This window comes from Haloferax mediterranei ATCC 33500, assembly GCF_000306765.2.
GTDB lineage: Archaea > Halobacteriota > Halobacteria > Halobacteriales > Haloferacaceae > Haloferax > Haloferax mediterranei.
In genome coordinates, this window is sequence record NC_017941.2 from 441,239 (window position 1) to 460,095 (window position 18,857).

Annotated in this window: 19 protein-coding genes and 4 tRNA genes; 13 read left to right on the top strand and 10 right to left on the bottom strand. The window is 61.6% G+C overall.

The annotated features are described in order from the left end of the window. The first annotated feature begins 125 nt into the window (after nt 1-125). The 4 genes from HFX_RS02315 to HFX_RS02330 all read left to right on the top strand — a co-directional run bounded on the left by HFX_RS02315 (nt 126) and on the right by HFX_RS02330 (nt 4,065). Nucleotides 126-839, top strand: coding sequence for a NosD domain-containing protein (locus HFX_RS02315; RefSeq protein WP_004057875.1), 714 nt, complete (start codon nt 126-128; stop codon nt 837-839). 89 nt (nt 840-928) lie between these two features. Then, entirely contained in the window at nt 929-1,198 is a 270-nt protein-coding gene (locus tag HFX_RS02320; RefSeq protein WP_004057873.1) for a DUF7538 family protein, read from the top strand. Between the two features lie 105 nt (nt 1,199-1,303). Beyond that, on the top strand, nt 1,304-3,241 hold the full coding sequence (locus HFX_RS02325; RefSeq protein ID WP_004057871.1) for an ABC transporter ATP-binding protein: 1,938 nt from the start codon (nt 1,304-1,306) through the stop codon (nt 3,239-3,241). A 101-nt stretch (nt 3,242-3,342) separates the two neighbouring features. After that, the gene (locus tag HFX_RS02330; protein WP_004057866.1) at nt 3,343-4,065 is read left to right on the top strand and encodes a creatininase family protein; all 723 of its coding nucleotides are present in this window, start codon (nt 3,343-3,345) and stop codon (nt 4,063-4,065) included. Nucleotides 4,066-4,075: 10 nt separating this feature from the next. On the opposite strand, the gene HFX_RS02335 is transcribed toward HFX_RS02330, so the two are convergent. From HFX_RS02335 to HFX_RS02345, 3 genes are all read right to left on the bottom strand, one after another. Further along, complete coding sequence (locus HFX_RS02335) at nt 4,076-4,525, bottom strand: DUF5790 family protein (protein ID WP_004057864.1); 450 nt, start codon at nt 4,523-4,525, stop codon at nt 4,076-4,078. An 88-nt stretch (nt 4,526-4,613) separates the two neighbouring features. Beyond that, on the bottom strand, nt 4,614-5,084 hold the full coding sequence (locus HFX_RS02340) for an NUDIX domain-containing protein (protein WP_179955371.1): 471 nt from the start codon (nt 5,082-5,084) through the stop codon (nt 4,614-4,616). Further along, nucleotides 5,081-5,422 carry a dihydroneopterin aldolase family protein gene (locus tag HFX_RS02345; protein WP_004057860.1) on the bottom strand — a complete coding sequence of 114 codons (342 nt, stop codon included), beginning with the start codon at nt 5,420-5,422 and terminating at the stop codon, nt 5,081-5,083. Before HFX_RS02345 ends, HFX_RS02340 begins: the two co-directional genes overlap by 4 nt. A gap of 102 nt (nt 5,423-5,524) precedes the next feature. Between HFX_RS02345 and azf the strand changes: the two genes are divergently transcribed. Beyond that, nucleotides 5,525-6,313 (top strand): NAD-dependent glucose-6-phosphate dehydrogenase, encoded by a 789-nt coding sequence (gene azf, locus HFX_RS02350; RefSeq protein ID WP_004057858.1) that lies wholly within the window; start codon nt 5,525-5,527, stop codon nt 6,311-6,313. 13 nt (nt 6,314-6,326) lie between these two features. Here the strand turns inward: azf and HFX_RS02355 are convergent, their stop codons facing one another. Further along, nucleotides 6,327-6,983 (bottom strand): DUF309 domain-containing protein, encoded by a 657-nt coding sequence (locus tag HFX_RS02355; protein WP_004057856.1) that lies wholly within the window; start codon nt 6,981-6,983, stop codon nt 6,327-6,329. 144 nt (nt 6,984-7,127) lie between these two features. Here HFX_RS02355 and HFX_RS19055 point away from each other — a divergent pair, with 144 nt between their 5' ends. Continuing rightward, entirely contained in the window at nt 7,128-7,349 is a 222-nt protein-coding gene (locus HFX_RS19055; RefSeq protein ID WP_081603713.1) for a DUF7564 family protein, read from the top strand. 94 nt (nt 7,350-7,443) lie between these two features. Here the strand turns inward: HFX_RS19055 and HFX_RS02360 are convergent, their stop codons facing one another. Together HFX_RS02360 and HFX_RS02365 are read right to left on the bottom strand one after the other, a co-directional pair. Continuing rightward, entirely contained in the window at nt 7,444-8,643 is a 1,200-nt protein-coding gene (locus tag HFX_RS02360) for an outer membrane protein assembly factor BamB family protein (protein WP_004057855.1), read from the bottom strand. A gap of 342 nt (nt 8,644-8,985) precedes the next feature. Then, a tRNA-Arg gene (locus HFX_RS02365) sits at nt 8,986-9,058 on the bottom strand. Between the two features lie 211 nt (nt 9,059-9,269). Between HFX_RS02365 and HFX_RS02370 the strand changes: the two genes are divergently transcribed. The 4 genes from HFX_RS02370 (at nt 9,270) to HFX_RS02385 (ending at nt 13,067) form a co-directional block, all read left to right on the top strand. Next, a complete protein-coding gene (locus HFX_RS02370) occupies nt 9,270-9,764 on the top strand; it encodes a hypothetical protein (RefSeq protein WP_004057854.1) in 495 nt (164 codons plus the stop codon). Nucleotides 9,765-9,998: 234 nt separating this feature from the next. Further along, a complete protein-coding gene (locus HFX_RS02375; protein ID WP_004057853.1) occupies nt 9,999-11,462 on the top strand; it encodes a single-stranded DNA binding protein in 1,464 nt (487 codons plus the stop codon). Between the two features lie 160 nt (nt 11,463-11,622). Then, on the top strand, nt 11,623-12,054 hold the full coding sequence (locus HFX_RS02380; RefSeq protein ID WP_004057852.1) for a histone: 432 nt from the start codon (nt 11,623-11,625) through the stop codon (nt 12,052-12,054). After that, nucleotides 12,054-13,067, top strand: a complete 1,014-nt coding sequence (locus HFX_RS02385) for a histone deacetylase family protein (protein WP_004057851.1) — start codon at nt 12,054-12,056, stop codon at nt 13,065-13,067. The genes HFX_RS02380 and HFX_RS02385 overlap by 1 nt, the downstream gene beginning before the upstream one ends. Here HFX_RS02385 and cca read toward each other — a convergent pair. Further along, on the bottom strand, nt 13,046-14,410 hold the full coding sequence (gene cca, locus HFX_RS02390; protein ID WP_004057850.1) for a CCA tRNA nucleotidyltransferase: 1,365 nt from the start codon (nt 14,408-14,410) through the stop codon (nt 13,046-13,048). The genes HFX_RS02385 and cca overlap by 22 nt on opposite strands. 136 nt (nt 14,411-14,546) lie before the next feature. Here cca and HFX_RS02395 point away from each other — a divergent pair. From HFX_RS02395 to HFX_RS02405, 3 genes are all read left to right on the top strand, one after another. Continuing rightward, nucleotides 14,547-14,650, top strand: a tRNA-Asn gene (locus HFX_RS02395). A 127-nt stretch (nt 14,651-14,777) separates the two neighbouring features. Then, nucleotides 14,778-14,881, top strand: a tRNA-Asn gene (locus tag HFX_RS02400). Nucleotides 14,882-14,980: 99 nt separating this feature from the next. Then, nucleotides 14,981-15,055, top strand: a tRNA-Ile gene (locus HFX_RS02405). A gap of 369 nt (nt 15,056-15,424) precedes the next feature. Here HFX_RS02405 and HFX_RS02410 read toward each other — a convergent pair. Genes HFX_RS02410 through HFX_RS02420 form a run of 3 tightly spaced genes read right to left on the bottom strand, consistent with a single transcriptional unit; the run spans nt 15,425 to nt 18,752 of the window. Next, nucleotides 15,425-17,191, bottom strand: coding sequence for a YndJ family protein (locus tag HFX_RS02410; protein WP_004057849.1), 1,767 nt, complete (start codon nt 17,189-17,191; stop codon nt 15,425-15,427). Next, the gene (locus tag HFX_RS02415) at nt 17,188-17,853 is read right to left on the bottom strand and encodes a DUF4166 domain-containing protein (RefSeq protein ID WP_004057847.1); all 666 of its coding nucleotides are present in this window, start codon (nt 17,851-17,853) and stop codon (nt 17,188-17,190) included. The genes HFX_RS02410 and HFX_RS02415 overlap by 4 nt, the downstream gene beginning before the upstream one ends. Next, on the bottom strand, nt 17,850-18,752 hold the full coding sequence (locus HFX_RS02420) for a DoxX-like family protein (RefSeq protein WP_004057845.1): 903 nt from the start codon (nt 18,750-18,752) through the stop codon (nt 17,850-17,852). The genes HFX_RS02415 and HFX_RS02420 overlap by 4 nt, the downstream gene beginning before the upstream one ends. Nucleotides 18,753-18,857 lie beyond the last annotated feature (105 nt).

Consider the following 18,857-nt stretch of genomic DNA (forward strand, 5'->3'; position numbering starts at 1 on the left):
ACCTCACTGAAGATATTGACTGTTTAGAAATCGTCGCCGACAGAGTCCGCGTCGATGGACGCAGACATACAGTGAGGGGGCTAACGACGATTTTGGGAAGCAGCGTCTCGATTACGAACCTCGCGATGGGAGATGGTGTTCGGATACTCGACGCACGACACGTGTCTATCGACGACTCTCGAATCGATGTACGGCTCGTCCGGCAACCTGAAGCAGATACACTCCTCTCTATCGAAAATAGCCGTCAGTGCGTGGTGACCGACACCGTATTACACTCGACCAACCGTACGGGGGTCGAACTAACCAATTCAGAGAAGAACACGTTTAGATCGTGTACGATGACCAGTTCAGTTGTCGTCTCGCTCACGAACTCGCACAAAAACAGATTCGTCGATTGCGAACTCTTGAGTGAAGATCGGGTAGTTGTCCTGACAAATAGTGACCTAAACCGATTCAAATCGAACGTTCTTGACTCCGATGCGCCTGCCTTTACGCTGGTCAATAGCGAACTGAATCGGTTTGTGGAGAACGAGATCGATATACTGGTCGCTGGGTTCGTTCTCCGGAGGAGTGGCCGTAATCTCGTTCTCAAGAACGTTGTCGATGGGGACCTGGGAGCTCGTGGCGCGATATTAGAGGACTCCGACAGGAACCGAATCGAACGCAATGATTTCTGTGCGCTCCTGGTGCCGCCGCCGTTCGAGCCACTCGTTGTCGTCTCTCCTGACTCGACTGGAAATGTCATTCGAAACGTCGAGTGTGAGGCTAACACGAAGTCCGAAACACCACCGTCACACCCACAGTCGGATGACAAGCACTGTACGCTCCCCGAAGAGTGAACAGTAGCCGACCGAGTGGCGATGATTCGAACTCTTTGCGAGACCGGTAGAACGAAAGTTCCGAATGTCCTCAACCCGACCACCGACACATGGGAGAACGGATTTCGGAACTTGCTGAACTTCAGGGGTGGCATGCGGAAGATTTCGCCGCACGAGTCCATTACCGCGGGGCGGACGACGCGTACAGTATCGAGTACTACGAACCGTCCGATTGCGTCCTCTACTGGAAGGTAAAAGGCGACGGTGAGCTAGCAGTCCCTGTCAGCAGAGAGGCGGTCCCGAATCCACTTCGTGAGCGTATCCGACAGGACCTTACTGAGGCAGGTATCGAACCAGATGTTGAGGGACGCGTGCTCTGAAACCGCGGTTGTTTAGGCCGTACTTCGCGCACGAACTAAACCAATACCGGCGGAGAACACACTCCACCCGAGCACTTTACTTTGTTCGTCCCCTGAAACGATGTCGTGCCTCCTGAGACAGATGACGACCCGTTCGAAGATCAGAAGGAACGGGTCGACAACCCGATGCGGCGGTTGTTCTCCGAGTACGGTCGTGAGAACATACTCCAGTTCCTCGTCGGTGTCCTCGCGAGTATCGCTGCACGAGTACTAGACCTGCTTCCACCGGTCATTCTAGGCCTCGCTATCGACGCGATTATTCGCCAGGAGAAGTCCTTCGCGGCTGGATTCCCCGTACTCCCCGAGGCGTGGATTGCGCCGTTCGTGCCCGCGACGCGAAGCGGCCAGTTCTTCCTCGCCGTCGGCATTATCGTGTTCAGTTTCACCGCCGGTGCCGTCTTCCACTGGCTTCGAAACTGGGGCTGGAACTCCTACGCCCAGCGTATCCAACACGCCGTCCGGACCGACACCTACGACCGGATGCAACTGCTCAATATGGACTTCTTCGCCGACAAACAGACCGGCGAGATGATGTCCATTCTCTCGAACGACGTGAACCGCCTCGAACGGTTCCTCAACGACGGGATGAACGCCTTCTTCCGGCTTTCCGTCATGGTCCTCGCCATCGCGGTCGTCCTGCTTTCGTACAACTGGCAGTTGGCGCTGGTCGCGCTGCTTCCGGTTCCGCTTATCGCCCTGTTCACGTGGAAGTTCGTGAATATCATCCAGCCGAAGTACGCCGATGTGCGCTCCTCTGTCGGCAAACTCAACTCCCGACTGGAGAACAACCTCGGCGGTATTCAGGTCATCAAGACGTTCAACGCCGAGTCTCACGAATCCGACCGCGTCGACGACGTTTCGATGGACTACTTCGACGCCAACTGGGGGGCCATCAACACCCGTATCAAGTTCTTCCCCGCACTCCGTATCCTCGCGGGTATTGGTTTCTCGCTCACGTTCATTGTGGGCGGCCTGTGGGTCATCAACGGTGCAGGCCCTGGTCCGTTCACCGGCGACCTCGAAGTCGGTGAGTTCGTCACCTTCATCCTGCTTACCCAGCAGTTCGTCTGGCCGCTCGCCCAGTTCGGCCAAATTATCAATATGTACCAGCGCGCCCACGCTTCCAGCGCACGAATCTTCGGGTTGATGGACGAACCCGCTCGCCTCGCCGAACAGCCAGATGCTCCCGACCTCGTCGTCTCCGAGGGCCGCGTCGAGTACGACAACGTCACCTTCGGCTACGACGACGGCGAGACCATCGTCGAAGACATCTCCTTCGAGGTTGGCGGCGGTGAGACCCTCGCGCTCGTCGGCCCGACCGGCGCCGGGAAATCGACGATTCTCAAACTTCTGATGCGGATGTACGACACCGACGAGGGAAGCGTCAGCATCGACGGACAGGACGTGCGCGACGTGACGCTCTCCAGTCTCCGCGAGTCCATCGCCTACGTCAGCCAGGAGACGTTCCTGTTCTACGGAACCGTGCGGGACAACATTACTTACGGTACCTTCGACGCCGACGACGAAGACGTGATTGCGGCCGCGAAAGCCGCCGAGGCCCACGACTTCATCTCGAACCTCCCGGAGGGGTACGACACCAAGGTCGGCGAGCGCGGCGTGAAACTCTCCGGTGGCCAGCGCCAGCGCGTCTCTATCGCGCGAGCCATCCTCAAAGACCCCGATATCCTCGTCCTCGACGAAGCGACCTCGGACGTGGACACCGAGACCGAGATGCTCATCCAGCGCTCCCTCGACGAACTCACCGCCGACCGAACGACGTTCAGTATCGCCCACCGACTCTCGACCATCAAGGACGCCGAGCAAATCGTCGTCCTCGAAGACGGGCGCATCGTCGAGCGCGGCACGCACGACGACCTCTTGGCCGACGACGGTCTCTACGCCCACCTCTGGGGCGTCCAAGCCGGAGAAATCGACCAACTCCCGGACGAGTTCGTCGAGCGCGCCGCCCGCCGACAGGCCGAAGTCGACGCCAGCAACGACTGACGACGGTCAACTGGTGACTGACGACGGCTAACCGACGACCCTGACGCGAAGGCCGCCCGAAGACCGCCCACCACTAAGGCGACTCCCGTCTTTCTCCCGCCATGCGACTTTCCGAGGCCACCTGGACCGAGGTCGCCGACCTCGACACCGACCTCGCACTCTTACCGGTCGGGAGCACCGAACAACACGGCCCGCACGCGCCGCTCGGAACGGACTTCCTCAACGCCGAATCCGTCGCCGAAGCGGGCGCGGCGGCGTTCGACGGCGACGTGCTCGTCGGCCCGACGATTCCGGTCGGTGTCGCCGAAGAACACCGCGCCTTCGACGGGACGCTGTGGGTCTCACCTAATACCTTCCGCGCGTACGTCCGCGAGACCATCGAATCGCTCGCCCACCACGGATTCGACCGTGTCGTCGTCGTCAACGGCCACGGCGGCAACATCGAAGCCCTTGCAGAACTGTGTCGACGCGTCTCCCGCGCGGGCGATGCCTACACCGTCTCATTCACGTGGTTCAACGCCGTCGGCGAGCACTCGTCGGACATGGGCCACGGCGGCCCTCTCGAAACCGCACTGCTCCGACACACGCACCCCGAACTGGTTCGAGAAGACCGAATCGAGGAGGCGCAGAAAGGCGGCTCAGACCGCTGGGGAGAGTGGGTTTCCGGCGTCAACCTCGCTCACGACTCGGCTGAATTCACAGACAACGGCGTCGTCGGCGACCCCGCCGACGGTGATGCGGACCGCGGAGAAGAATTAGAATCGCTCGTGGCCGACGCGCTCGCGTCGCTGCTTGCCGCAGTCGAGAAACGAAATCTCAACTAAGGGCGGGTGGCTACTCTTCCTCTTCTTCCTCTTCTTCCTCCGCTTCCTCGTCGTCCTCACTTTCGGCGGCTTCCGCGGCCTCGGTGAGTGCGCCGCGCAGTTGCGGCATCGTGTTGGTGAGTTCGCCGACGAGTTCGTGGGCGTCTTCGACCATCTCGATGAGTTCTTCGAGTTCTTCGATGGCGTCTTCGAGGTCGTCGGGGTCGTCGAACGCTTCGGCGCGTTGGCCGATGACGAACCACTTCTTGGCCTGTCGGACGTGTTCGGCCGCGCCTTCGATGTCCAGCGAGGAGCGGAGTCCGTTGAGGACGCCGAGAACGTTGTTCGCGTCTGCGTCCCACACGTCGTCCGCGTCGGGCAGCGCCGACCGGGCCTCGTTGAGGTGTTCCTCAACGTCGGCGCGCATCTCTTCTGCTGCCTCTCCGAACAGGTCGTCGTCGCCGAGCGTGCTTTGACTCATGACAGCACATTCGGCACGTGGGGGTTTAAAAACGACCCCGAAAGTGAAAGTGAAATCGGGTGACTCGGTTGCGGTCGCGGCCGATTTCTCAGTCCACGTCGCCGAGGTAGCACGCACCGCGAGCGTCGTTTGTGCCCTCGCGAACGCCGTCCCGAAGGAGGTCACCGAGCGGGCCGGGGAAGAACCGAACGTCGCCGAGCGAATCGAGCGGGAGCCACGTCACGCCGACTTGGACCGAGTCTCGCTCCGTCGGGTCGTCCGGTTCGTCGGTCATCTGTTCGCACCAGAAGAAGTGCTCGACCTGGTGACCATCGTCGCTTCTGTCCTCGTAGTGCGTCGAGGGGACGAAGTCCCTGACGAACGCGAGTGACCCGACGGCGACCTCGTAGCCGGTCTCCTCGTAGACCTCGCGGCGGACTGTCTCCGCGAGCGATTCGCCGCGTTTCTGCCCGCCGCCAGGCGCGGCGTACCAGTCCTCGCCGTCGGTTCGGTACCGAATCACGAGGAGTTCGCCGTCGCGGACGAGAAGCCCGCGAGCGGCGATTCGCGGACTCATTATTCGACCGACACGAGTTTCATCAGCGGATAGCCGTCTTCCATCTCCATTCTCGTCTTGACGGTCACGCCTTCGTACCCGATACGCATCTCGACTTCCATGAACCGACCCGTAAGCTCGGTGTAATCGGCCGTCGAATCGGCGAGTTCGGCTTCGAGCGCGTCGCCGAGGATGTCGACCGAAACCGACTCGCAGTAGGGTTGGTTCTCGATAGATTCCTCCATTGCTCGTTCGAGACTCCGGGCGCTTTCAGGCGAAACCGGCGTCCCGGCGAACTGGTGATAGAGCGTCCCGAACTTGATGCCCGCCTCGAAGCAGGCCGTTTGCGGGTCTGTAACCATAGCGAGAGATGTGTCGCTCGGGGTTAAAGTTCGCCGGTCGTGAGGCTTCCAACGGGCACGAACCGGACCTTACTTAATCTCCCTTATCGGACCTAGAATCGAATGGACCAGCCGGTTTTGCTGACGGGGGCTGGCGGGCGCGTCGGCCAGGCGATATTAGGGCACATCGGCGAAGCCTACGACTGGCGGCTGCTGGACCGCGAGCCACTGTCTGACGAAAAGATTCCTGCGTCAGTTGACTCTACGGACGTGTACGTTGCAGATGTCACCGACGAAACTGCCGTGCGAAACGCGATGGACGGCGTACACGCGGTCATCCACCTTGCTGGTGACCCGCGTCCCGAGGCACCGTGGGATAGCGTTCTCCGAAACAACATCGACGGCACACAGAAGATGTTCGACGCGGCTGTCGACGCGGGCGTCGAGAAGTTCGTGTTCGCCTCTTCTAACCACGCCGTCGGCGCGTACGAAACCGACGAACGTACTCCGGAGATGTACCGTACTAACCACGAGTTCCGACTCGACGGGACCGAACTCCCGCGTCCGAGCAACCTCTACGGTGTGAGTAAGGCCACCGGCGAGACGCTCGGCCGATACTACCACGACCACCACGACCTCTCGGTCGTGAACGTCCGAATCGGAAACCTGACCCAACACCACCCGCCGAAAGAGTACGAACGCGGGCAGGCGATGTGGCTCTCGTACCGCGATTGTGGGCACCTCTTCGAGTGCTGCATCGAGGCCGACTACGACTACGAAATCGTCTACGGCATCTCCGACAACGACCGTAAATACTACTCCATCGACCGCGCCCGTGAAGTCCTCGGCTACGACCCCACCGACAACTCCGCCGAGTTCACCTTCGAGGGCGAACCGCTGGACGAAGCCTGATTCGGGCGTCAGGCTAGTCGAAGAGACCGGCCACGTCGTCTTTGCGTCGGCGTTTCCGTCTGACGTGTTCTTTCATCCGCTGAAAGACGAGTCCACGCTGTGTCTCGTTCTGTACGAAGTCGAACACCATCGCGGTGAACTGCGTCTGTGTCCCGTCTTCGACCTCCTTGCGGGCGTACTCGACTGCATCGGACACGACGGTCTCGTCGTACTCATCTAACTCTTCTGCGAGCGTTTCGGCGGCGACGACGACGGCCTCGAAATCGAGGTCATCGTAGGTGACGACTCGACCGTCGAACCGAAGTTCGGGTGGGTCCTCACGAATTGCGTCCCTGTCGCCGTCAGCACCTCCGTTGCTCTCAGCATCTGCACCCGAGTCGGCTTCGAGACGGGCGAGATACGACCGAACACCCCCGAGGCTCACGCTGCGGTAGTCGTCGTCGAGACCGTCGAGATACCGCTGTGCGCTCCGTGCGAGTCCCACCGCTCCGGAGTCGTTTCCGTCGTGGACGTGGTGGACCGCCGCGGTGAACTGGATGAGTCCGTGGAGAAACCGCTCGTCGTCGCTTCCGTTTTCGAGGGTCAACCACGTTGACTCCCACGCACCGTGTGCTGCTCGATACGCGCCCGCGTTGTAGATAGCGATGCCGGCGCGAAGCGAATCGTCCATGTTCGTGGTTTATCGTCGACGAGTAAAGATTCCGCGCACGACGGTTCTCCCCTGCGTAGAGCGGACATACTTATCCGTGTTCAGAACATATGTGGTATGATAGCACATGAACGACCTCGAATTCCTCGACCGAGGTGTCGAACAATGACCCAATCCCCAGTCTGTATTCGGTGCGGTGAACAGTATCTGTTCTCCGGGACGTACAAAGGCAACTACTGCCAGGACTGCCATGGTGATTGGTCTGCGGGACCACGGACCGAGGACGCTCCTCGTGTCCACTCTCAGAGCACCCGTACGTCGCCTGCCCGTCGACGTGATGCTGACGAGGGGACCGAAGAACCCGAACCGCCATACGACGAGGAGTGAGTTCCCTACTTTTGTGCGTGTGACTGTCCGGTAGTGGGTGCTCCGTCTTTTGCGCGAGAATCGGCGTTAGGATTGCACTAACTGGGGTCGTGAATCACTTCGGTTCGAGGCAGAGCAGCCCCGCCTGATTCTTTTCGTGCGCCTCACAGGCGACGAACAGCGCACCGTCAGCGACAGCGAGTCCCTGGATACCGCTGTTCTCGACGGGATACGACCACCGCTTCGCATCGAAGGTAAACCGCCCTCCGCCAGTCCCTCCCGAAAGATCGAACGCATGGACCTTGTCGTCCCCCGGTACGTAGAGTGTGTCTCCCGCGGCGACGGGCCCGACGTTCCCGAAGTTTCCGCCGACGCGCCAGTGGAGGTTTTTGTCGTACACGCGAAGTGAGGAAAGTGACTCCCACCCGGTGCTGTAGATCCACGACCCGGCATGCACCGGCGGTGAGCGGGCGTGTTCCCTTTCTGCGGTCCAGTCAGTGGTCCCGGCATGAGTTCCATCCCGGAGGTTTCTAAGCGGACCGTCAAACGTGCCGACGACGATGCCGTTGTCCGTCGGGACTATCGACTCAACTCGACTGCCTACCTTTCGACGCCAGAGCTCTTGCGGTGTGTCAGTTCCGCCTTGCGAGTAGTACGCGTAGAGTTCCCCGCCGCTGGTGCCGATAAGCAGCGTGTGAAAGCGGTACGCCATTGTTCTGATCGAACCAAAGAGATCTATTTGCCATCGCTCCTCGCCGTTCGCGGGGTCGAGCGCATGGGTGACTCCCCTCTCATCGCCGATGAGGACGAGCGGATTCTCTACGAGCCTACCAGCCAACAGATGTGGTCTACAGCGGCCAATATCCTCGGTGAGCGACCACTGTTCTTCCCCCGTCTTCGCGTCGATGGCGTAGAGACCGTCAGTAGGTATTGTGACGTAGACGGTGCCATCGTGGACGATGGGCGCTCTTGCCCACGGCAGTTCTGTTGGCGCGAATCGCCACAGTTCGTCTCCCGACGCTCCGTCGAGGGCGACCAGTCCTTCGGGAGCGGGGGCGAAGACTGTGCCGTCGACGACGGCGGGGGTTCGGACATCGGAGTCGGGCATGCCGGACCATCGTTCTTTTACACCCGTCCGCGGCGCTTCGGCATCGCGTGCGAACGCCGTGTTTTCGGGGTCGTGTCGGGGCATCGGCCAGTCGGTCGTCGCATCGGACCCGGGCGAGAACCGCGATTCGCCGAAATCGAGGCAGCCAGCGGTTCCGGTGAGTGCCACCCCGCCGAGGCCGCAGAGAAGTTCGCGTCTGGAGGGCATCGTTCGAGACTACACATCCGATGTCATGATTGTTTTGAAATCAAACACTTCAGCGGCTCTGTGTCTCGCCGGGTGGTGAATGTAAACGCCGATGTAGGGGTTTTCCACGACCCGTCGAGAGCTACAGCGGACTTCAGAAAGCAGATTTTAGAGAAGTAACGTCCCGACGGAGATTTGAACACCGTGAGACGCTTCGCGCCTCACGAGCCCCCGCTCGTGGTACTCGCGGGGACCCGGTCACTCACCGCGTTCGCTCCCTGTTTAAATCTCTTCAGTGCTGTTTAGTACCGAACAGACCGAGAGACGCAGAGGTCTCTCGGAGGTGTTGTTTCGGAAGGAAAACGTCCTGACGGAGATTTGAACTCCGGTCCCTGGCTCCGCAAGCCAGGAGGATAGTCCACTACCCTATCAGGACTGTCTTGCTGCATCCTTCGGTACTCGACGGTTACTTAAGACGGTTACGATGTGAACTGCCAGTGAACCGCGGGACCACGGCACGGGGCTGGTTCAAACGACGCAATGAAACAGCCTATTTTCACCGGCTCACCGGTACCTACCGGCCAACACGGCACCGAGTGAGCCAACGGTGCGCAAGCTCTTTTTTGTGAGATATCGTACTATTAATCGTGAAACGACGTACCCTCCTCGTCGGAACCGCCGGGTTGTGTGCCGCGCTCGCAGGGTGTACGGGCGACGGCAACGGGGGCGAGTCGCCGACAGAAACCGAGACGACTACCTCACCGACGGAGACGCCGAAGCATCCGCGACTCGTCGAGCGGTCGTTCTCCCCGCAGACGGCCGACGACTGCCCGGACGACGGAAAAGCACAGGTTACGTACACCAAAACGGGTGCCACGGTTTCGGGCTGCCTCTGGGGACGGAACGGGTGTGCGGTTGCTCGTCTCGCCCGCGCTGACTACGATGTGGAGTCGGATGTCGCGACTGTCGTGGTCAAGACGGTCGTAGACGCCGAACCGGACGAGGTGTGTACGCAGGCGCTCGTCACGCGCGGCTACGAGCTTACACTCAGCTTCGAGGCCGGACTGCCGGGACGTGTCGTCGTCATCCACGACGACGTGAACGGACGGCGGGAAGTTGCCCGCCGTGACCGGAGTGACTGAGATGGACTACTGTCGGCACCGACAGCCCCGACACTCCTCGCCCCGCAGTCACCGAAGGTTCATATCAGAAACCGGAGCCACCACCGCCATGTCGCTCGATTCACGCCATCTATCTCGGTCGTCAACCAGACGGAAAACAACGCTTAAGCGCGGGCCTTCCCTGTTCGTCCATAGTATGAGTACGACGTGTGGTCTGCCGCGACGTGCGCGCTTTGTGCAGGGAGGTGACGCCTGATGGGCGTCATCGAGGATGTCTACGACGACCTCGACACCGATGTCGAGTTCGAGAAGTTCGAAGCGGCGGTCAAAGATAAGGTCGAACAGATGGGAGGCCTCGCCGACGAGGAGACGGCGGCGATGCTCATCGCCCACGAGCTCCGCGACGAGGAGGTAAACGGTATCGCCGACATCGAACCCGGGATGGAGGACGTGAAGTTCCTCGCTAAGGTCGTAAGTATCGGCGAACTCCGTACCTTCGAACGCGACGACGAGGACGAAGACGGACAGGTCATCAACATCGAAGTCGCCGACGAGACCGGCCGAATCCGCGTCTCGCTGTGGGACGGAATGGCCGCCGGGGCCAAGGAGAATCTCGAAGTTGGAACCGTACTCCGCGTCGGCGGTCGGCCCAAAGAGGGCTACAACGGCGTCGAAGTGAGCGCGAGCAAGGTCGAAGAGGACATCGACGCCGAAGTCGACGTGCAGGTGCTCGACACCTACCGCGTCGAAGACCTCGCACTCGGTCTTTCGGACGTGAATCTCGAAGGCACGATTCTCGACACCGGAACCGTCCGAACCTTCGACCGCGACGACGGCACCGAAGGCCGTGTCTCGAACCTCTCCATCGGCGACCCGACCGGTCGCATCCGCGTCACGCTCTGGGACGAGCGTGCAGACCTCGTGGAAGAACTCGAAACCGGCGAGTCGGTCGAAGTCGTTGACGGCTACGTTCGCGAACGCGACGGCTCGCTCGAACTCCACGTCGGCTCGCGCGGTGCGGTCGAGGTCATCGACGAGGATATCGAGTACGTTCCCGAGACAACCGATATCGAAGCGCTCGAACTCGGCCAGACGGTCGATATCGCGGGCGGCGTCATCGAATCCGACGGCAAGCGCACCTTCGACCGCGACGATGGCTCGCAGGGACAGGTTCGAAACATCCGCGTGAAAGACGACACCGGCGACATCCGCGTCGCCCTCTGGGGCGAGAAAGCTGACACCGACGTCGACCTCGCCGACTACGTCGTCATCACGGACGTGCAAATCAAGGAGGGCTGGCAGGACGACCTCGAAGCCTCCGCCGGCTGGCGTTCTTCCGTCACGGTCATGGACGACGCCCCTGACGGCACGGGTGGAAGCAACGACGCCGACGCGACGGCGACGAGCGACCAAGGTCTCGGTGCTTTCTCCGACGACGGAAGCGCGTCGGGGTCGTCCGCGGGCGACAAATCAGAAAACGTCGCGTCGTCGGGCGCATCCGCGACCGGAACGTCTGATGAGTCCGGTGAACCAGTCGAGTTCACCGGCACAGTCGTCCAGGCGGGCAACCCCGTCATCCTCGACGATGGCTCGCAGACGAAGACCGTCGAGACCGACGCCGACCTCGGACTCGGCGACGAGGTGACGGTCAACGGGACGGAGACCGACGACCGCATCGACGCGGAGACGGTCGAAGTTCACACGGGCGCACAGCGGTAACGCGGGACACGCGCCGCTGACACGCGTCCAGGGCGCGTTTGACGCCTCCCTTACAGGTCGAAACCGCACCGTTACGCCGCCAGCGAGCGGTGCGTGAGCTAAAATCCAGAAGGCACCGCTACGGAAAGGATTATACGCCACACGAACCCGATATGTGGGTATGAGTGTCGAGCTACCGTTCGCCCCGGTAGACGCGATTATCCGGCAGAACGCAGGTGAGTTGCGAGTCAGCGCAGGCGCTGCGGAAGCACTCGCCCGCCGGATTCAGGACCACGGTGCTGAGTTGGCGATAGACGCCGCCGAACGGGCGACGGCGGACGGTCGTAAGACGTTGATGGCCGCGGACTTCGGCGTCCAGCAGGTCGTCGACCGCGACGACCTGTATCTCCCCATCGCGCCTATCGACCGCATCGCCCGCCTCCGAATCGACGACCGCTACCGCGTCGCGATGGACGCTCGAATCGCACTGGCCGATATCCTCGAAGACTACGCCAACAACGTGGCGGGTGCCGCCGTCAAACTCGCACACCACGCCGACCGGCGAACGGTCCAAGCCGAGGACATCGAGACCTACTTCTCCCTCTTCGAATAATGCGCTTCGGCTACAACGAAACGTGTCTCGAACACGATACCGGGGCGCGACACCCGGAGACCGCCGACCGACTCCGTGCGATTCGCCGTGGACTGGCGAAGCGCCACGGCGTCGAGTATATCGAAGCGGCACCAGCCGATAAATCGACCGTCGCGGCTGTCCACGAGGACGCGTACGTCGACGAATTCCACGACTTCTGTCAGCGCGGCGGTGGGAATTGGGACCCGGACACCGTTGCTGTCGAGGAGTCGTGGGTCGCCGCACTCGCCTCCGCGGGACTCGCCGAGTGGGCCGCACGGTCTGCTCTTGCGGGCGACGACGGGCGCGACACTCCGTTTTCAATCGGCCGTCCTCCGGGCCACCATGCCGTCGAAGACGACGCAATGGGATTTTGTTTCTTCAACAACGCCGCCGTCGCCGCGCAAGCCGTCATCGACGACGGTCTCGCCGAGCGCGTCGCCATCTTCGACTGGGACGTTCACCACGGAAACGGCACACAGGACATCTTCTACGACCGCGACGACGTGTTCTACGCCTCGATTCACGAAGAAGGACTCTACCCCGGCACTGGCGAAATCGAAGAGACCGGCGAGGACGGTGCCGAAGGGTCGACGCTCAACATTCCACTCCGCGCCGGTGCGGGCGACGCTGACTACGTCTACTCGTTCGAGGAGGCCATCGCACCCGCAGTTGAGCAGTTCGACCCCGACCTCTTTATCGTGAGTGCAGGCTTCGACGCACACCGGCACGACCCAATCTCGCGGATGCGCGTCTCAACTGAGGGCTACGCGATGCTCACAAAGCGCGTCCAGGAACTCTGTGACGATATCGACACCGCCATCGCGTTCGTCCTCGAAGGAGGATACGGGCTCGACACGCTCTCAGAAGGCGTCGCAATCGTCCACGAGACGTTCGACGGGCGACTCGCAATGGACCCCGACGAAGACCCGGCCGAGGAGAACGTCGACCTCATCGACGAGGTTCGAGACGCTCACGGTCTCGGGTCGAAGTAACGACCTAACTCCGCACCGAACGTCGCGGCGAGGGTGGCTACCTCGTCGCCGACGAGCACGTCGTATCCGTCCTCTCGAAGCGTCGATTCCACGTGTTTTCCGAGCGCAACGTCGAACAGCGCGTCGCTCGTAAGGAACTTCGTCGCGGAGGTGAACTCACGCTCTCGCTCGACGACGTAGCGGTCACCATCGAGGAACGGGCCGTAGTAGCCGTTGCCGTTTTCGTACGCTCCGTAGAAACCCTCTGCGTGCTGTCGGACGTGGACCGGTGGCCCGACGTGGCGTTCGACTGCGGGCCGCTCGGCGACCGACAGTTCGACAAATAGTACCGCGTCGTCGTCGGCGGCGAACAACTCGGTTCGGAACACGTCGAATCCTCGCCTATCGAGTTCGTCCGCGATGCCGTCGAGCGACTTCCGAAGTTGCGGGTAGAGTTGGTCGTCCACGAGGTCCGGTGCATCGAAGACGACCGCTGCTGGCGTCGTCCCGCGGCGGTCGAGATGCGAACGGATTGCTTCCGCATCGAGCGCCGGCGGGCCAGCTTGGAAGAATAGATCCTCGCGCGGGTCTGCCAGCAGGTCTCGGGCGTAGTGTTGAAGTCGCGCGACGTTTGCTGCCGAGCAGACGGCCGCGACGTTTCGCTCCGGGTCCGTCGGGTCGATAACGACGAGTGGGTCCGAAAACGTCCGCGTTCCGTGGTCTTCCGGGTCGAATTCGACCTGCGGGTGCCAATCGGTGGCTGCCTGTAGTAGGGGTTCGAAGCCGTCGTGTTCGAGCACGAGCAATTCGGCGAGGTAGCCCGAGAACCCTTCCGTTCGGAGGTCGCTCCCGTATGCGCCGATGCCCTTCAGGAAGCGCTTGAACACGCGTACGTCGGCCGCGAGGTCGTCGTCCAGTCGTTCCACGAGGTACTCGTTGTGGAACGGCGTGCGGTCGACGGCCGAGCGAATATCAGAGGCCGTGGGAACGTCGTAACAAGGAACGAGGTCGACGTCGAAGCCGTCGTAGTCGCCTTTCACGTACGGATGTTCGGCGTACTCCTCGTGGCCGTCGGGGAGGACGGCGTGGCCGACTTCGAGACCGTACTCCGCCAACTGCTCGCGGTCGAGGTCGTCAGGAAACCGAACGAAGAGGTCGATGTCGCGGTCACCCGAGAGCCACGTTCCGCGGGCGGTGCTGCCGACTTGGAGCACGTCAGCCTCCACCGGCAGCTCCGCCAGCGCGTCGTGGACGCGGGATTCGAGTTCCGCCGCCGCCTCGGCGAGCGCCCGACGTTCTTCCTCGTCGGGGTCGATGCGCTCGCGGACTGCGGCGACGACCGCGGCGAGGTCCGAGTTCGTCATGCCAGTTGCTTCCGCGTCGGTGGGCGAAAGCGTGACGGTGCTCCCGGAGCCTCGTCAGTCGGTGTCATCCGTCAGCCGTCGTGCGAAAACGAAAGCCCTATGAAGAAACGTCGAATACGAAGGAGTGCAGACGAAAGCCGCCGTAGCTCAGTTGGTAGAGCACCTCGCTGTTAGGGAATTCAGTTCCGGCTGTTTTCCGCAGCCACGAGGTGGTCCCAGGTTCGAGTCCTGGCGGCGGCGCTTCTCTCACTTTCAACGTTTTCGAGTGGCGACTGTCTCTGTTATTTCCGACGCTCGAATTTTGGGTTCCTGATACACTTCGAAAACGAAACCCACTTCAAACTGCTCCCGAGACATTGGAGTGCGAGCCGCCGTAGCTCAGTTGGTAGAGCACCTCGCTGTTATGGATTGCAGTTTCGGCTGCGGTCCGCAGACACGAGGTGGTCCCAGGTTCGAGTCCTGGCGGCGGCGCTTCTGTTGTGGTTTCTCGGTGAGCGGTTGGTCTTCGGTCGCCCGCCGACGGCGACTTCTGATAAGACATAAGAGGGACCACAGAAAAGAATCGACTGCGGGCCCCTAGCTCAGTCTGGTCAGAGCGCTCGGCTCATAACCGGGTGGTCATGGGTTCGAACCCCATGGGGCCCATGTTAGTGCCCGAGCGATAGCGAGGGACGAACATTCCTTCATGGGGTGCGAATCAGGGAGCAGCTCCGCTGCGACCGTGGTTCGAACCCCATGGGGCCCATCCAAATTCTACTGTTCGCCAATCTGTGTAGCTTCTACTGTTCGCCAATCTGTGTAGCGAAGGCGATGCCGGTGAATAGAATCACCAAAAGAGCGACCGCGTACCGTGCTTTTCGAAACCAATGTATCGGTCTGTTGTCGGGGAGCCGGTGATATTAGACTTCGGCCTCCAGTTGTCCGTACAATTGTGACACGCTCCCGTTACTATACCTGAGGCGTCGGCGATTCCGGATGCTAATCAAATACTGCTCCTCAAGCACTACTAGAAAATCACCTTCCAACGGCGAGACGAATATCGTACCGAAGCGTAAACACTCGCACTCCAAGCAACTCAACGCGGTGAACTGCGTGGACGCTCCCACTCTCATCATCAGGTTCGACGACGAGTGTCTCGTTCAGTGGCAGTCGCACGCTACCCCCGCCGACCAGTAGATAGAGCCCAGCATCGTCACCGTTGCCACCTTCGGGAAAGGAGGATAAAACGAGCGCTTCACCGTCAGCGCCGCCATTTTCGACACGCAGGATACCAGTCAGGTTGCTCCCCGAGAGCGGAAACGTGACCCGCAAGTACGACCGGCCGGTACTAACGTATCGGTCGTAGATGCCGACGTAGGTCATACTATCGGCGCCGGTGGCTCGACCGGCGTTCGATCGGACCCAAGCCCGATCACCGGTCTGGGCATCCACCCCGTTCACAGCAACGACACGGCCGGACAGCGCCAGTTCACCGGTGGCGGAAACGAGCGGCACCGACAGTTGTCCTATCCAGGTCGCGACCGGCCGATACAGGATTGCGAGCTGACGCCACGGCGTCTTCCAATCCGGTGAGACGGCCAGTTCGTAGTCGCCAGACCGCTCGAAGAATCGCCGGACTGAGGGGGCGACCGCGGACGGATCGAACCGATCGGACTGATACGCATCGACCTCGTCCATCATCCCCGAGACGGTGGCGTCGCCGGTCAGCTCCCGGCGCTCGAGGAAGTCCTCGCCGATCGACCAGCCACCAGTCAGGCGACTGATTGGGATTCCGGGCGATCGAGCCCGGGATTCCGGGATTGCGAGCCGCCATCCGACGAGCGCGGGCACGGCGAACCCGTACGCGTTAAGTTGTCCGTGGTAGGTGACCATCGTCCCGAATGACTGTGGGCCAATACCGAAGTACGTCCCGCCTGTCGCCCGTGCGAACCCGTATACGACGGCAAATCCCATCGAGACAGTTACCGCGAGGGATGCACCGCCGAGGAGTAGCCGCTGTGGCCAGCTCGAAAGCAGTGGAAGGACGCCAGCGATAACCGCCACCGAGAACAGCGCGACGGCCGTCGTGAAAAACGCGACCGCGATGAACTCGATCGTCGCGGCCAGCGGGAAATCCAAGGCGACGGCAGTGATACCGGTTCCGATGATCCCTGGCCCGACCACGATAATCGCTGTCGTCACCCGGAAGAGAGAATCAAACTGCCCGCCAGGGTCGTGTCGGCCGGCCATCCCCGCGAGGATGGGAAGGGCGGACCCAGCGTAGTGGAAATGGACGATGGTGAGCGTGACGATAATCGGCTCGAAGACGAGAGACACGCCAGCGCGGTCGAACAGCAACGCCGCGCCGCCGACCACGATGTAGAGCAGGCCAGCGTCTACCGACAGTTCTTCGATCGGCCACGGTCCTCGTTGCAGCAGTCGCCACGCCCCGAAGCCGGCGACGGCACCCGTCGTGGCCGCCCAGGGAAGCGCCGTCAGAACTGCCGCGGCCCCGGGCGGCATCGTCAGCGAGAACACGCCGAGAAGAGCCATCATCGGCTGTCCAACGACGGCGATCCGGTACCACCCCGACCGCGTTCCGTCTCGTCGAGGAGTGTCCGCGAGGCGCACCGCCAGCGGAACTAACACGAGCATCGCCAATGCGATGATGTCCTGAATCGGACCGAACACCCCCGAAACGACGAGGATGAGCCATCCCACGGCACCCAGCACGGCGCTCGCATCGGCGAACGTGGGGAGCAGCTCCGATGAGATGTGCCTGTCACGGGCATCAACGGTCACCGGAGATCACCCACGTTCGCGGGGGCGTCTTCGGAACGGAGCCCCGGAGACTCCTCATACTCGACGGTGAACCACCCGTCATACCCGAACACGAATCCGACGAGTGGGTTCGAAATCGCCACCGCGATCTCGAAACGGTCGCGGTCATCGTCGTAACGTTCAGTCACGTTCACGTCTGCACGGAGTGGTTTCGGGATTGCGATGGACCGGTGTCCGTAGACGAACCACTGGTCGCCCGTCTCGATGTGAAGCGCCCCTGTCGACGTCGCTGTCAGTCGGAGTTCCGTATGGAGTGTCCGGTAGGTTCCCAGTACGTCGACGATACAGTCGCGCTCCTCATCGTACTGCATATACGCGTCGAACCGACGGCCTGGCCCCACGTCGAACCACCTAATGTACGCGACCGATTCGACGCCATTCTCGTCGAACGGGACTGTCCGCACCTGGAAGGGAACGTCCGTGCCAGTCTCGGGGAACAGCAGGTTTCGATTAGTCCCGGCCCACAGCACCGGAAGCGCGAGTCGGTTCCGTTTGATCGAGCGCATCTGGCCATGGCCCACGCACCGTCGGTTATCGGTACTCGTCAGCGCGTACCGTTCCTGAATCGCCGGATGCAAGTCCGCGTACGCTGGCCCAAGCGCGCGCTCGAACACGCTGTTCATCCGTCTGGAGGAGTCCGCAGACAGTTCGCGGCCGTCGGGACCCGACCCGCCAGGCGGCCGGCGGCCACACCGAGCGCAACCATCCCGATGGTCGTGACGACCGGATTGTACGGTCCGAGCGCAAGCGAGGGGTCCGAGAGCACTGCCCCTGCGGTGAGCGCGACCGGTGCTAACCCCCCGAGATACGCAAGCCAGGCCGAACGCCACCGCCAAAGCAAGGTGATCCCGAATGCGACCTCAAGGAGACCGAGCACGACCACCGCTTCGGCCGCGATCGCCTCCAACCCGAGTCCGACGAAGGGCGCACGCTCTGCGGGGTGTAAGACGAGCAGCTTGGGAATCAATCCTTGATACATCCAGATGAGCGCCAGTCCAATCCTCGTGACAGCGTGGGTGAGCAGCATCCGATAACTCGTCTCCGGGGGTGTTCCCTCCTCGACCCAGCGGGCCAGCACGTCGAAGCTGACTGCGGTCGCCCAGCCGAGTAGCGGGCGAAAAGCAACTCGGTCGATCACCCGCCCCAGTCGTCCCCACCGCGTGTCGTAGTTGTACTCGGTGAGAAAGCGCAGGCCGTCATCCGTCTCGACGTATCGCCAGAACCCACGGCCCTCGCTGATGAGGGAGATCGGTTCACCGCTCTCGAAGGAGAGGACTGACGTCGTCTCCTCACCATCTTCGTTGGTAGCGACTGACGTACCTGTTCCCTCGATGTCAACGCCAAACCCAATTCGTGTCGCGTACGTGAACCGCTGCGGTTCATCCTCCTCACGAGGGAGATACTCGATGGTCGAGAAACGGAGGTCCCATCGTTCGTGTTCCGTTGGATCCTGGGTTCGGTCCCAGACGCTCTCGAGCGGGCCGTCGACAAGTCGCTCGACGTAGATTGCGTCGTCACTCATTTCTCAGCCCCGAACTTGCGGTGGGGCCATACAACATCGGGGACCATACGCTTTCTTAGTGTAACGCTTACATAATCCTGAGGAATTAGTGTACCGTATCTCAAA

Coding starts and splice junctions, on each gene's coding strand:
- HFX_RS02415 (WP_004057847.1), bottom strand. CDS start 17,853: ATGAACAGCGTGTTCGAGCGCGCGCTTGGGCCAGCGTACGCGGACTTG.
- HFX_RS02385 (WP_004057851.1), top strand. CDS start 12,054: ATGCGCTTCGGCTACAACGAAACGTGTCTCGAACACGATACCGGGGCG.
- HFX_RS02330 (WP_004057866.1), top strand. CDS start 3,343: ATGCGACTTTCCGAGGCCACCTGGACCGAGGTCGCCGACCTCGACACC.
- azf (WP_004057858.1), top strand. CDS start 5,525: ATGGACCAGCCGGTTTTGCTGACGGGGGCTGGCGGGCGCGTCGGCCAG.
- cca (WP_004057850.1), bottom strand. CDS start 14,410: ATGACGAACTCGGACCTCGCCGCGGTCGTCGCCGCAGTCCGCGAGCGC.
- HFX_RS02375 (WP_004057853.1), top strand. CDS start 9,999: ATGGGCGTCATCGAGGATGTCTACGACGACCTCGACACCGATGTCGAG.
- HFX_RS02420 (WP_004057845.1), bottom strand. CDS start 18,752: ATGAGTGACGACGCAATCTACGTCGAGCGACTTGTCGACGGCCCGCTC.
- HFX_RS19055 (WP_081603713.1), top strand. CDS start 7,128: ATGACCCAATCCCCAGTCTGTATTCGGTGCGGTGAACAGTATCTGTTC.
- HFX_RS02360 (WP_004057855.1), bottom strand. CDS start 8,643: ATGCCCTCCAGACGCGAACTTCTCTGCGGCCTCGGCGGGGTGGCACTC.
- HFX_RS02345 (WP_004057860.1), bottom strand. CDS start 5,422: ATGGTTACAGACCCGCAAACGGCCTGCTTCGAGGCGGGCATCAAGTTC.
- HFX_RS02380 (WP_004057852.1), top strand. CDS start 11,623: ATGAGTGTCGAGCTACCGTTCGCCCCGGTAGACGCGATTATCCGGCAG.
- HFX_RS02335 (WP_004057864.1), bottom strand. CDS start 4,525: ATGAGTCAAAGCACGCTCGGCGACGACGACCTGTTCGGAGAGGCAGCA.
- HFX_RS02315 (WP_004057875.1), top strand. CDS start 126: ATGGGAGATGGTGTTCGGATACTCGACGCACGACACGTGTCTATCGAC.
- HFX_RS02355 (WP_004057856.1), bottom strand. CDS start 6,983: ATGGACGATTCGCTTCGCGCCGGCATCGCTATCTACAACGCGGGCGCG.
- HFX_RS02320 (WP_004057873.1), top strand. CDS start 929: ATGGGAGAACGGATTTCGGAACTTGCTGAACTTCAGGGGTGGCATGCG.